The sequence below is a fragment of the Pseudoduganella aquatica genome (assembly GCF_020865585.1).
GTDB classification, from domain to species: Bacteria; Pseudomonadota; Gammaproteobacteria; order Burkholderiales; family Burkholderiaceae_D; genus Rugamonas; species Rugamonas aquatica_A.
The window spans coordinates 6,171,673-6,183,932 of record NZ_CP086370.1; the positions used below are offsets into that span (position 1 = coordinate 6,171,673).

Below are 12,260 nucleotides of genomic sequence, written 5' to 3' on the forward strand. Positions count from 1 at the left end.
CTTTAGTAAGGCAGCTCGGCGTCCGGCTTGGCGGCCAGGATCACGCGCTTGAATTCGCCCTGGATGCGCGCCAGCGCTTCCGGGGTTTCGGCTTCGAAGCGCATCACGATCACCGGCGTGGTGTTCGAGGAGCGCGCCAGGCCGAAGCCGTCCGCGTATTCCACGCGCAGGCCGTCGATGGTGATGATGCGCTCATTGCCGGGGAACTTGGCGTCGCTGCGCAGCTTGTCCATGACGATGAAGTTCTCGCCTTCCTTCAGGTGCAGGTGCAGCTCGGGCGTGCTGTCCGACTGCGGCAGGGAGTTCAACAGCGCCGACGGGTCGGCTTCGCGGGTCAGGATCTCCAGCATGCGCGCGCCCGAGTACAGGCCGTCGTCGAAGCCGTACCAGCGGTCCTTGAAGAAGATGTGGCCGCTCATTTCGCCGCCCAGCGGGGCGCCGGTTTCCTTCAGCTTGGCCTTCACCAGCGAGTGGCCGGTCTTGTACATCAACGGCACGCCGCCGCTCTTTTCGATGAACGGGGCAAGGTGGCGCGTGCACTTCACGTCGTACAGGATCTGTTCGCCCGGATGGCGGGTCAGCACGTCCTGCGCGAACAGCATCATCTGGCGGTCCGGGTAGATGATCTGGCCGTCCTTGGTGACGATGCCCAGGCGGTCGCCGTCGCCGTCGAAGGCCAGGCCGATTTCGGCGTCGGTCTCTTGCAGCGCGCGGATCAGGTCCTGCAGGTTCTCGGGGTGGGCAGGATCCGGGTGGTGGTTGGGGAAGGTGCCGTCCACTTCACAGAACAACTCCACCACTTCGCAGCCCATGCCACGATACAGGTCGCCCGCGAAGGCGCCGGCCACGCCGTTGCCGCAGTCGACCGCGATTTTGATCGGACGCGCGATCTTCACGTCGCCGATGATGCGCGCCAGGTACTCGGCGCGGATGTCGTAGGTGCTGTAGGCGCCCGGCACGGCCGCCACCTTGCCGGCATTGGCCAGGATGGATTCGTACAGGCCGGTGATGGCTTCGCCGTGGATGGCTTCGCCCGCCAGCACCATCTTGAAGCCGTTGTAGTCCGGCGGATTGTGGCTGCCGGTCACCATGATGCCCGAATTGGCGTTCAGCACATTGGTGCCGAAGTACACCATCGGGGTGGCCACCACGCCCAGGTCGATCACGTCCACGCCGGCCGACTGCAGGCCTTGCGCCAGCGCGGCGGTCAGCTCGGGGCCGGACAGGCGGCCGTCGCGGCCGATGACCACGCTGCGCTCGCCCTTGGCGGCGGCGGCCAGGCCGAAGGCGTGGCCGATTTGTTTAGCGACGCCGGCGTCCAGTGTTTTGCCGATGATGCCGCGGATGTCGTAGGCTTTGAAGATCGATTTAGACAGGGAGACCATAGAGATTTCGGAAGTTTAATAAAAAAGCGGCCCGCACAAGTGCGGGCACATCATTGTCAGTATAACCTGTAACGGGGGCGCCAAGCGCCCCGGGGCGTCAGATACGCAGGCCGTCCAGCGCCTTGCCGGAATCCACCCACTCTTTGACCCACTTGGGCTGGCGGCCGCGGCCGGTCCATTGCTGCGAGCTGTCGGCCGGATTGCGGTAGCGCGCGGCCACCGAACCGGTTTTAGGACGCACCGCGCCGCCGATCAGGTCTTTCACCGGCACGCCAACGGATTGCGCAATCGCCAATATCTGTTCGCGGGCTTTCGCCAGGTCTTCGCTTTCGCGTTTCTTTAATTCGCGCTCCAGCTGTTTTTGCAGATCGCGCAATTGAGCCGAAGACAGATTCGTCAGATCCATAACTTTATCCTTTGGTGGTTGGGTAAATGATTCTGATCGAAATATACTACAAAATGACAAATTTTCTAGTGTTTCTTGTGCCGTATCATCCAGCGCGGCGCTTTAAATCGCACGATGCGCGCATATAACCAGATGTAGCTGGTCATAAACAACAAGCAGAAGACCATCAGCACCCAGGTATGGCGCCAAAACATGGTGGCGGGAATAACCGCCATCAATGAAAACATCCACAGATAAGGCGAGGTCAATGAATTGCGGCGCAATAAAGCGCGGCCTTCCTTGCGGCCCACCGCCCATTGCACTATGCGGCGGAATATCAGGCTGTGCAAATGTATGCCGTCCGGCATGGTGGGCGATTTGCCCCGGACAAACATGCGGCGATAAGCCGAAAACAGCGTTTCAAAAGCCGGATAAATCAGCAGCAGCGCCGCATACCAGGTGGACACTTGCGGGTTGCGCACCACCAGCAGCAGCGCCAGCTCGCCTAGCATAAAGCCGATAAAGTAGGCGCCGCCGTCGCCCAGGAAGATCAGGCCGACCGGATAGTTCCACACCAGGAAACCGGCGGTGGCGCCGGCCACCATCAGGGCCGCCACCAGCACGAACATATCGTTGACCTGCAGCGCCACATAGCCCAGCGAGAGCAGCATGCAGATAGTCACCACGCTGGCCAGGCCATTAAAGCCGTCAATAATATTAATGGCGTTGGCAATACCGGCCACGGCCAGCACGGAAAGCGGCAGCGCCAGCCAGATATACGGCAGCGCCCATACCGAGAATGGCCAATCGATGCGGTCCAGGCGCGCGTCGAGCAGGAAATAAGCCAGCAAGGCCGCTATCATGGTCAGCAGCAGGCGGCGCATGGGGCTGACCCGGCCCGTATAATCTTCCACAATGCCGCCGGCGAAAGCGATGAAGGCGCAGGCCATCAGCGACATCATCCAGCTGGTCATGGCCGGCACCCGCCAAATGGAGATGCACGCGCTTATTGCGACGGCAAAGAATATCGACAGCCCGCCGATACGGGCCACCGAATGCGCATGGTTTTTCTGTACGCCGCCGAAATCCAAATCCAGCGCTGGTCCGTGTAATTTCGCTTCTTTAATGACCAGCAAGGTCAGCAGCGCGGACGCAATAAAGCTCACTAAGAATGAAAACATTATTATTTATCAATACAAGATTCCGGAGCGCGTGGTAATCCGCAATACGGCAAGCCCGGCGGAAAGGCCGGGCGCGGCAGGATTCTAACAAATACCGCCGCACACCATGCCGGCGCTTACCATTCGATACATACGCCGGCCGCCGGCCCTAGCGCATGCACAGCGCCAGCGCCTCGCGCCAGTGCGGCAGCTGGACCAGCTGCTGCACCAGGCGCTGCGAGGACAGCACCGAGTAGTGCGGCCGCCGCGCCGGCACCGGATACTCGGCGCTGGTGATGGGCTGCAGCCGGCATGCTATGCCGGCCTGCTCGATGATGGCCTGGGTGAACTCGAACCAGGTGGTCTGCCCCTGGCTGCTCAGGTGGTAGATGCCGCCGTGCTGTTCCCACCACGGCTGCTGCCCGTCCGCCCCGCCCGCCGCAGCCTTGGCCAGCACCAGCGCGGTGGCGTCGGCAATGGTGCGGCTCCAAGTGGGCGCGCCGTGCTGGTCCGCCACGATGCGCAGCTCGTCGCGTTCGCGCGCCAGCTTCAGCATGGTGAGCAGGAAATTCTTGCCGCGCATGCCGTACACCCAGCTGGTGCGGAAGATCAGGTGGCGCACGCCGGAGGCGGCAATGGCCTGCTCGCCGGCCAGCTTGCTGGCGCCATACACGTTGATGGGGCCGGTGGCGTCGGTCTCCACGCGCGGCGCGGGATCGCCGCCGGGGAAGACATAGTCGGTGGAATAATGCACCAGGGCCGCGCCCAGTTTCCTGGCCTCCTCGGCCATTACGCCGGGCGCCTCGGCGTTGATGCGGAAGGCCAGTTCCGGCTCGCTTTCCGCCTTGTCCACCGCCGTGTAGGCGGCCGGATTGACGATGAGGCCAGGCTGCACCTCGCGGATGACGGCGCGCACCTGGTCCAGGTCGGCCAGGTCCATGCGGCTGCGGTCCACCGCCACCACCTGGCCCAGCCCCTGCAGGCTGCGCTCCAGCTCGTAGCCCACCTGGCCGCTGCAGCCGGTCAGCAGGATTTTCATGGGAACACTTCCGCCTGCGCCAGCGGCACGCCGGCCCTGTCCTTGGCCGACAGCAGCGGTTCGCCGTCCAGCGGCCACGCCACGCCCACGGCGGGATCGTTCCAGATCACCGAGCGCTCGAACTCGGGCGCCCAGTAGTCGGTGGTCTTGTACTGCACTTCGGCCATGTCGCTGGTGACGGTGAAGCCGTGCGCAAAGCCCGGCGGCACCCACAGCTCATGCTTGTTCTCGGCCGACAGCACCACCCCGTGCCAGCGCCCGAAAGTGGGCGAGCTGCGGCGGATGTCCAGCACCACGTCGAAAATGGCGCCGGCCGTCACCCGCACCAGCTTGCCCTGCGCCTGCTGGATCTGGTAATGCAGGCCGCGCAGCACGCCCTTGGCCGAGCGCGAGTGGTTGTCCTGCACGAAGCTGGCCTGCACGCCGGTCAATTCGGCGAAACGGCGCGCGTTGAAGCTTTCGTAGAAGTAGCCGCGCGCGTCGCCGAACACGGTCGGTTCGATCAGCAGCACGCCCTGCAGCGGGGTGGCCGAGATTTTCATCGGGAAATTACCTTATCGTCCAGGATGCCCAGCAGATATTGACCATAGTTGTTTTTCTTCAGCGGCTCGGCCAGCGCGCGCAGCTGGTCGGCGCTGATGTAGTTGCGGCGGTAGGCGATCTCCTCCGGGCAAGCCACTTTCAGGCCCTGGCGCTTTTCGATGGTGGCGATGAATTGCGACGCGTCGAGCAGCGAATCGTGGGTGCCGGTGTCCAGCCAGGCCATGCCGCGCCCCAGCACTTCCACCGTCAGCTGCTGCGCTTCCAGGTAGGCGCGGTTGACGTCGGTGATCTCCAGCTCGCCGCGCGCGGAAGGCTTGATGCCGGCCGCGATATCGCACACCTGGCTGTCGTAGAAATACAGGCCGGTGACGGCATAGCTCGACTTGGGCTGGGCCGGCTTTTCCTCGATGCTGACCGCCTGCTGCTGGTCGTTGAACTCGACCACGCCGTAGCGCTCCGGATCATGCACGTGATAGGCAAACACGGTGGCGCCCTCGGTGCGCGCATTGGCGCTGCGCAGCACGCCTTCCAGCGTGGCGCCGTAGTAGATGTTGTCGCCCAGGATAAGCGCGGACGGCGAGTCGCCCACGAAGTCGCGGCCGATGATGAAGGCTTGCGCCAGGCCGTCCGGCGTCGGCTGCACGGCGTAGCTCAGCTCGATGCCCCACTGGCTGCCGTCGCCCAGCAGCTCCTTGAAGCGCGGCGTGTCCTGCGGCGTGGAGATGATGAGGATCTCGCGTATGCCGGCCAGCATCAGCGTGGTCAGCGGATGGTAGATCATCGGCTTGTCGTAGATCGGCAGCAGCTGCTTGGAGATGCTCATGGTGACCGGATACAGCCGGGTTCCCGAGCCGCCGGCCAGGATAATGCCTTTGCGGGTTTTCATTGCAGTGCTCATTGCGCGCCGTCCCGGTTGAAGTAATTGGTTGCCACCCAGTTGGCGTAGCCGCCGGACTGCACGTCCGCCACCCAGGCCTGGTTGTCGAGATACCACTGCACGGTTTTCTTGATGCCGGTCTGGAAGGTCTCGGCCGGTTTCCAGCCCAGTTCCCGCTCCAGCTTGCGCGCGTCGATGGCGTAGCGGCGGTCGTGGCCGGGACGGTCTTTGACGAAGGTGATCTGGTCGCGGTAGCTGCCTGCCGCCTTGGGCTTGAGCTGGTCCAGCATGTCGCACAGGGTGTGGACCACGTCCAGGTTGGCCATTTCGTTCCAGCCGCCCACGTTGTAGGTCTCGCCCAGGCGGCCCGCTTCCAGCACACGGCGGATGGCCGCGCAGTGGTCGCTCACATACAGCCAGTCGCGCACCTGCTGGCCGTCGCCGTAGATGGGCAGCGGCTTGCCGGCCTGCGCATTGGCGATAATCAGCGGGATCAGCTTCTCGGGGAAGTGATACGGACCGTAGTTGTTGGAGCAGTTGGTGGTCAGCGTGGGGAAGCCGTAGGTGTGGTGGTAGGAGCGCACCAGGTGGTCCGAGGCGGCCTTGGAGGCCGAGTAAGGGCTGTTCGGCGCGTAGGCCGTGGTTTCGCTGAAGGGCGCGTCGTCCGGACCCAGGGTGCCGTAGACCTCGTCGGTGGACACGTGCAGGAAGCGGAACGCGGCGCGCTCGGTTTCCGGCAGCTCGTTCCAGTGGCTGCGCGACGCTTCGAGCAGGCTGAAGGTGCCGTTGATATTGGTCTGGATAAATTCGCCGGGACCGTGGATGGAACGGTCCACATGGCTTTCCGCCGCAAAATGCACAATCGCGCGCGGCTTGTGGGTGCGCAGCAATTCCAGCACCTGGGCCTGGTCGCAGATATCGCCGCGCACAAACACGTGGCGGCTGTCGCTCTTCAGCGTGGCCAGGTTATTCAAATTACCGGCATACGTCAGCTTGTCGAAATTAAGGACAGGCTCATCGGATTGCGCCAGCCAGTCAAGTACAAAGTTGGAGCCGATAAAGCCCGCACCGCCTGTAACAAAAATCATTTAGCATCCCGCACTGAGCGTTAAATTAGTCGTAGGCATGATTTTATGTGAAACTCGCCGGATTCCGCGAGAAATTAGCGCTCCTTACAATTAATTTATTTCCTTAATCGCAACATCCATGAAAACCTATGTGATTGGCGACCTGCAAGGCTGCCACGAGCAGACTGTCGCCCTGGTCGAGCGCATCCTGGCGCAGGAATCGGCCACCGGCGCGCTGGCGCCCTCCATCCTGTTCACCGGCGACCTGATCAACCGTGGCCCGGACTCGCTGGCCACGCTGCGCTATGTGCATGCGCTGGCGGTGGCCAGCGACGGCCGCATCGACACCGTGCTGGGCAACCACGACCTGCACCTGCTGGCGGTGGCCAACGGCATCCGCCCCGCTTCCGGCTCGGACACGCTGGAGCACATCCTGGAAGCGCCGGACGGCGCGGCGCTGCTGGACTGGCTGCGCACGCGGCCCATGGCCCTGCAGCGCGGCCGCCACCTGCTGGTGCACGGCGGCGTGCTGCCGCAGTGGGACGCGCAGCAGGTGATGGAACTGGCCGGCGAAGTGGAAACGGCGCTGCGCGGCCCCGGCTGGACCGGCTTCCTGGCGCAGATGTACGGCAACCAGCCGGACGCCTGGCGCGACGACCTGCAAGGCCCGGCGCGGCTGCGCTGCATCGTCAACGCGCTGACGCGGCTGCGTTTCTGCAGCATGGACGGCGTGATGGACTTCAAGCAGAAGGAAAGCGCCAAGGCCGACCCGGCCAGCGGCCTGATGCCGTGGTTCGAGGTGCCGGGCCGCCGCACGCAGGACGCGACGGTGGTGTTCGGCCACTGGTCCGCGCTGGGGCTGATGCTCACGCCCAACCTGATCGCGCTCGACACCGGCTGCGTGTGGGGCGGCTACCTGTCGGCCGTATGCCTGGACGACAGGACGCTGATGCAGGTGCAGTGCCCGGAATACCGCGAGCACGCCGGCAAGAAGTAGGGCGGGTTAGCGCTGCGCGCGTAACCCGCCGGGCTCCGCCGCAATGCCCAGCCCGGCCGAGACCGCGTCATGCGCGGCCTGCGCCAGGTCGCGGCGGTGGGCGCCGGTGGCGTCCATGGCTGGCAGAAAGCGCAGGCGCGCACGCACCGGCGGGCCGCGCAGGATGGCCAGCACGCTCTCGGCAAAGGTGGTCTCGCCGATAAAGTCCACATCCGGATGGTGGCCGCCGGCGGCGTCCGCATAGCTGAGCGCAAGCGGCTGCACCATCACCTTGGCGTCCACCGCCGCCTCGAACAGATTGGCGTGGAAAGGCAGCAGCGTGCCCTGCGGCGCCGTGGTGCCCTCGGGGAAGAAGGCCACGCGCTCGCCCGCCTGCAGGCTGTGCACCAGGCCCTTGAAGATATTGCGCAGGTCGCGCTTGCTGCCGCGCGAGATAAACACCGTGCCCGCCTTCTCCGCCAGCCAGCCGGCCAGCGGCCAGGAGCGGATCTCCGCCTTGGCCACGAAGCGGCAGGGATAGAGCGCGTCGACCACGAAGATATCGAGCCAGGACACGTGGTTGGCCACGATCATGGCGTGCTCCAGCGGCGGCGCGCTGTCCGGCGCCAGCTCCACCGTCACATTGAAGATGGCCAGCAAGGAACGCGACCAGCGCCGGATATGGCGGTTGCGCGCCTCCAGGCCTATCCAGGGAAAGATGGTGGCGCACACCGTCATGCCGTACAGCACGTGCAGCACCACCCGCAGCAAGCGGTAAATAAGCAAAATGTTCACACCTTAAGACGGGGTCAGTTCTACCATCGCGTCATGCCGCAAAGCATGACGCGATGGTAGAACTGACCCCAAACTGAAAATGACAAAAAACGGGCGGAGCGCGCGGGCGGGCGGCGTGCCTAGCGGGCGTTGCGCTGGTAGGCGATGCGGCCGGCGACGATGGTGGCCTGCACCTGGCCCGACAGCTCGTAGCCGAGGAAGGGCGTGTGCTTGCCCTGGCTGGCCAGCGCGCTGCCTTGCACGGTCCAGCGCGCGGCCGGGTCGAAGATGCAGACGTCGGCCACGCTGCCCACGGACAGCTGGCCGGCGTTCTGGCCACGGTCCAGGCCGGAAACGCGCGCGGCGTCGGCGCTGATGCGGCTGATGGCCAGCGCCAGCGCGCCGCCCTCGCCCACGCCCGGCTGGGCGGCGGCGTAGTCGTCGGCCCATTTCAGCGCCAGCGACAGCAGCAGTTCCAGGCCGGTGGCGCCCGGCGATGCTTCGCCGAAAGGCAGCAGCTTTTCGTCGTCGTCCACCGGGGTGTGGTCGGAGCAGATGGCGTCCACGGTGCCGTCCAGCAGGCCGGCGCGGATGGCGTCGCGGTCGCGCTGGGCGCGGAACGGCGGCGTCACGCGCGCGTTGGAATCGAAGAAACCGATGTCGGCGTCGGTCAGGTGGATGTGGTGGGCGCCGACGTCGCAGCTGACCGGCAGCCCTTCGGCCTTGGCCGCGCGCACCAGTTCCAGGCCGGCGGCCGAGGAGATGCGGCACAGGTGGACGCGCGCGCCGGTGCTGCGCATCAGTTCGAAGATGGTGTGCAGGGCGATGGTCTCGGCCATCACCGGCACGCCGGACAGGCCCAGGCGCGACGCCAGCGGGCCGCTGTGGGCCACGCCGCCGCGGCCGATATGCGCGTCCTGCGGGCGCAGCCAGACCGTGTAGTCGAAGGTCTTGGCGTATTGCAGCGCGCGCAGCAGCACGGTGGTGTCTTCCACCGGCACTTCGGCCTGCGAGAAGCCGATGCAGCCGGAGCCGGTCAGCTCGGCCATCTCGGTGATGGACTGGCCTTTCAGGCCCATGGTGAGCGCGCCCAGCGGGTGCACGTGGGCCTGGTTCAGGCGGCGCGCGCGGTGCTTGAGCATTTCCACCAGGCCGGGCTCGTCGAGCACGGGGTCGGTGTCGGGCGGGCACACCAGGCTGGTGACACCGCCTTGCATGGCGGCCTGCATTTCCGATTCCAGCGTGGCCTTGTACTCGTAGCCCGGCTCGCGCAGGCGCGCGGACAGGTCGACCAGGCCGGGGGCGACCACCAGGCCGCTGGCGTCGAAGCTCTGCCCGGCACTGAAGCCTGCGGGCGCCTGGCCCACGCCGGCGATCTTGCCGTCTTCAATGTAGAGGTCCTGCACGCCGTCCACGCCGTTGGCCGGGTCGATCACGCGGCCGTTCTTGATTACCAGTTTCATTCCTTCGCCCCTGCCAAAATACTCATCACCGCCATGCGGACTGCAATACCGAACGTGACCTGCGGCAGTATCACCGCTTGCGGGCCGTCGGCCACGGCGGAGTCGATCTCCACGCCGCGGTTCATCGGGCCGGGGTGCATGACGATGGCGTCCGGCTTGGCCAGCGCCAGGCGCTCGGGCGTGAGGCCGTAGTTCTTGAAGTACTCCTGCGCCGACGGCAGCAGCGCGCCGTTCATGCGCTCGTTCTGCAGGCGCAGCATGATGATCACGTCCACGCCCTTCAAGCCTTCGTCCATATTGGTGAAGGTGCGCACGCCCATCTGCTCCAGGCCGCCCGGCAGCAGCGTGTGCGGGCCGATGGCGCGCACTTCGGGCACACCCAGCGTGGTCAGCGCGTGGATGTCGGAACGGGCCACGCGGCTGTGCAGGATGTCGCCGACGATGGCCACCGTCAGCTTGGTGAAATCCTGCTTGTAGTGGCGGATGGTGTACATGTCCAGCAGGCCCTGCGTGGGGTGCGCGTGGCGGCCGTCGCCCGCGTTCACCACGTGCACGTGGTGCTGCTTGTGGTCGTTGAGGTGCTTGGCGATCAGGTAGGGCGCGCCGGACTGCGAGTGGCGCACCACGAACATGTCGGCGTGCATGGCCGACAGGTTGTCGATGGTGTCGAGCAGGGACTCGCCCTTGCTGGCCGAGGAGGCCGAGATGTTCAGGTTGATCACGTCCGCCGACAGGCGCTTGGAGGCGATCTCGAAGGTGGTGCGGGTGCGCGTGGAGTTCTCGAAGAACAGGTTGAACACGCTCTTGCCGCGCATCAGCGGCACCTTCTTCACTTCGCGGTCGGACACGCCGACGAAGGAGGACGCGGTGTCCAGGATGTGGTTGACGATGGACTTGGGCAGCCCTTCGATCGACAGCAAGTGCTGCAGCTCGCCGTGTTTGTTCAGTTGCGGATTAAGCATGGTCGTTTTCGATGGTAAGCGTGAATTGTCCGGCCTCGGTGCGCTTGAGCACCAGGGCCTGCCCGGCCGGCACGGCGACTTTGGCGGCGACGAAGTCGGCGGCCACGGGCAGCTGGCGCTCGCCGCGGTCGACCAGGGCGGCCAGCATGATCTTGGCCGGACGGCCGTAGTCGAACAGCTCGTTGATGGCGGCGCGGGTGGTGCGGCCGGTGTAGAGCACGTCGTCCACCAGCAGCAGCGTGGCGCCGGCCACGTCGAAGCCGATCTGGGTGGGCTTCACTTCGGCCGGCAGGCCCTTCTTGGCGAAGTCGTCGCGGTAGAAGGACACGTCCAGCACGCCGCAGCGCGCGGACAGGCCCAGGTCGGCGGCCAGCCGTTCGGCCAGCCAGGCGCCGCCCGAGTGGATGCCGACGATGGCCGGTTCGTGGGCGTCGGCCAGGCCGGCTTTCACCTGCTGCAGCAGCTCGGCGTACAGCGCTTCCGCATCGAGTGCGGAAGGCGCGGTGGAGTTAGTTGGAAGGGACATATTCGTCAAAGTATTGTTGCAGAATGATGGAGGCGGCGCGGTCGTCGATGACCTCCCCGCGCTTGGCCGAAATGACGGCCGACGAGTAGCGCTCGTCGACCAGCACCACCGGCAGGCTGAAGCGGCCGTGGAGCTGGTTGGCGAACTTGCGGCAGCGAGCGGTCATGTCGTGCGCGGTGCCGTCCGGATGGCTGGGCAGGCCGACCACGAACAGGGTGGGCTCCCATTGCTGGATCAGGGCGGCGATCTCGCCGAAGCGGGCGTCGTTGCCAATGCTGGAAATGACGGCCAGCGGCGAGGCGGTGCGCAGCACGCTGTTGCCGATGGCAACGCCGATGCGCTTGATGCCGAAATCAAAGCCGAGGATGGTGTCGAGTTTCTCCACGCTCAGCACCGCATCAGGCGTGGCCCGCTTCGGACGCGAGCATCAGCGGGTCGAAGCCGAGCAGTTTCATGGCGGCGAAATAGCGCTCCTCCACCGGCAGCTCGAACAGGATGTGCGCGTCGGCGCCCACCGTGAGCCAGCCGTTGCGGCTGATTTCGTCCTCCAGCTGGCCCGGGCTCCAGCCCGAGTAGCCGATGGACACCAGCATGCGCTCCGGGCCGTTGCCGCGCGCCACCGCTTCCAGCACATCGATGGAGGTGGTGAAGGCCACGTCGTCGGTCACGGTGAGCGAGGACGAGTAGCGCGCGCCGGGCGTGTGCAGCACGAAGCCGCGATCGTCCTGCACCGGGCCGCCGAACATGATGGGTTCATCGACGATAGCCGGGGCCAGGTCGGAGGCCGGTTCCAGGTCGATGCGCTCGAACAGCACCTGCATGGTCATGTCGGTGGGTTTGTTGATGACCACGCCAAGCACGCCGTTTTCGTTGTGCTCGCACACATAGACGACGGTGCCGCCGAAAACGGGGTCTTGCATGGATGGCATGGCGATCAGGAAGTGGTTCGCCAGATTCAGTGCGGCGCTGTCCCTGGCTGCCACGGGCGCCAAAGGGTCATCGGACTCCGGGCGGCGGCCGGGAGCGGGCAGAGCGTGACCAGCTTTAGTTTTCTTCATACGCGTTGCTCTCTCTGCTGGGCTGCGGGTGTTCTTTTATAATGG

15 protein-coding genes are annotated in these 12,260 nt (G+C 65.3%); 2 read left to right on the forward strand and 13 right to left on the reverse strand.

The features are described 5' to 3' along the window. Positions 1-2: 2 nt before the first annotated feature. The 3 genes from KT882_RS27490 to KT882_RS27500 form a co-directional block, all read right to left on the reverse strand. On the reverse strand, positions 3-1,385 hold the full coding sequence (locus KT882_RS27490; protein WP_161073825.1) for a phosphomannomutase/phosphoglucomutase: 1,383 nt from the start codon (positions 1,383-1,385) through the stop codon (positions 3-5). A 97-nt stretch (positions 1,386-1,482) separates the two neighbouring features. Then, positions 1,483-1,791 carry an H-NS histone family protein gene (locus KT882_RS27495; protein WP_161073826.1) on the reverse strand — a complete coding sequence of 103 codons (309 nt, stop codon included), beginning with the start codon at positions 1,789-1,791 and terminating at the stop codon, positions 1,483-1,485. Positions 1,792-1,856: 65 nt separating this feature from the next. Continuing rightward, positions 1,857-2,744: an MraY family glycosyltransferase gene (locus KT882_RS27500; RefSeq protein ID WP_228893814.1), complete on the reverse strand. Its 888-nt coding sequence runs from the start codon at positions 2,742-2,744 to the stop codon at positions 1,857-1,859. Here KT882_RS27500 and KT882_RS27505 point away from each other — a divergent pair. Further along, a complete protein-coding gene (locus KT882_RS27505) occupies positions 2,704-3,039 on the forward strand; it encodes a hypothetical protein (protein ID WP_228893815.1) in 336 nt (111 codons plus the stop codon). The genes KT882_RS27500 and KT882_RS27505 overlap by 41 nt on opposite strands. A gap of 60 nt (positions 3,040-3,099) precedes the next feature. Here the strand turns inward: KT882_RS27505 and rfbD are convergent, their stop codons facing one another. The 4 genes from rfbD to rfbB are packed head-to-tail and all read right to left on the reverse strand — an operon-like array spanning position 3,100 to position 6,477. After that, positions 3,100-3,969, reverse strand: a complete 870-nt coding sequence (rfbD, locus tag KT882_RS27510; RefSeq protein WP_161073828.1) for a dTDP-4-dehydrorhamnose reductase — start codon at positions 3,967-3,969, stop codon at positions 3,100-3,102. Next, positions 3,966-4,511, reverse strand: coding sequence for a dTDP-4-dehydrorhamnose 3,5-epimerase (gene rfbC / locus KT882_RS27515; protein ID WP_161073829.1), 546 nt, complete (start codon positions 4,509-4,511; stop codon positions 3,966-3,968). The genes rfbD and rfbC overlap by 4 nt, the downstream gene beginning before the upstream one ends. After that, positions 4,508-5,410, reverse strand: a complete 903-nt coding sequence (gene rfbA / locus KT882_RS27520; RefSeq protein ID WP_161073830.1) for a glucose-1-phosphate thymidylyltransferase RfbA — start codon at positions 5,408-5,410, stop codon at positions 4,508-4,510. The genes rfbC and rfbA overlap by 4 nt, the downstream gene beginning before the upstream one ends. Continuing rightward, positions 5,407-6,477: a dTDP-glucose 4,6-dehydratase gene (gene rfbB, locus KT882_RS27525; protein ID WP_161073831.1), complete on the reverse strand. Its 1,071-nt coding sequence runs from the start codon at positions 6,475-6,477 to the stop codon at positions 5,407-5,409. The genes rfbA and rfbB overlap by 4 nt, the downstream gene beginning before the upstream one ends. A 118-nt stretch (positions 6,478-6,595) precedes the next feature. Here rfbB and KT882_RS27530 point away from each other — a divergent pair, with 118 nt between their 5' ends. Further along, positions 6,596-7,453, forward strand: coding sequence for a symmetrical bis(5'-nucleosyl)-tetraphosphatase (locus KT882_RS27530; protein WP_228893816.1), 858 nt, complete (start codon positions 6,596-6,598; stop codon positions 7,451-7,453). Between the two features lie 6 nt (positions 7,454-7,459). Here KT882_RS27530 and KT882_RS27535 read toward each other — a convergent pair whose 3' ends face one another. From KT882_RS27535 to KT882_RS27560, 6 genes are all read right to left on the reverse strand, one after another. Beyond that, positions 7,460-8,227, reverse strand: a complete 768-nt coding sequence (locus KT882_RS27535) for a lysophospholipid acyltransferase family protein (RefSeq protein WP_228893817.1) — start codon at positions 8,225-8,227, stop codon at positions 7,460-7,462. A 119-nt stretch (positions 8,228-8,346) separates the two neighbouring features. Beyond that, on the reverse strand, positions 8,347-9,669 hold the full coding sequence (locus tag KT882_RS27540; RefSeq protein WP_228893818.1) for a dihydroorotase: 1,323 nt from the start codon (positions 9,667-9,669) through the stop codon (positions 8,347-8,349). Next, entirely contained in the window at positions 9,666-10,631 is a 966-nt protein-coding gene (locus tag KT882_RS27545; protein WP_228893819.1) for an aspartate carbamoyltransferase catalytic subunit, read from the reverse strand. Before KT882_RS27545 ends, KT882_RS27540 begins: the two co-directional genes overlap by 4 nt. Then, a complete protein-coding gene (gene pyrR / locus KT882_RS27550) occupies positions 10,624-11,157 on the reverse strand; it encodes a bifunctional pyr operon transcriptional regulator/uracil phosphoribosyltransferase PyrR (protein ID WP_161073835.1) in 534 nt (177 codons plus the stop codon). Before pyrR ends, KT882_RS27545 begins: the two co-directional genes overlap by 8 nt. Further along, positions 11,141-11,548: a Holliday junction resolvase RuvX gene (gene ruvX / locus KT882_RS27555; protein WP_161073880.1), complete on the reverse strand. Its 408-nt coding sequence runs from the start codon at positions 11,546-11,548 to the stop codon at positions 11,141-11,143. Before ruvX ends, pyrR begins: the two co-directional genes overlap by 17 nt. Positions 11,549-11,555: 7 nt before the next feature. Continuing rightward, positions 11,556-12,215, reverse strand: coding sequence for a YqgE/AlgH family protein (locus KT882_RS27560; RefSeq protein WP_161073836.1), 660 nt, complete (start codon positions 12,213-12,215; stop codon positions 11,556-11,558). Positions 12,216-12,260: the final 45 nt, after the last annotated feature.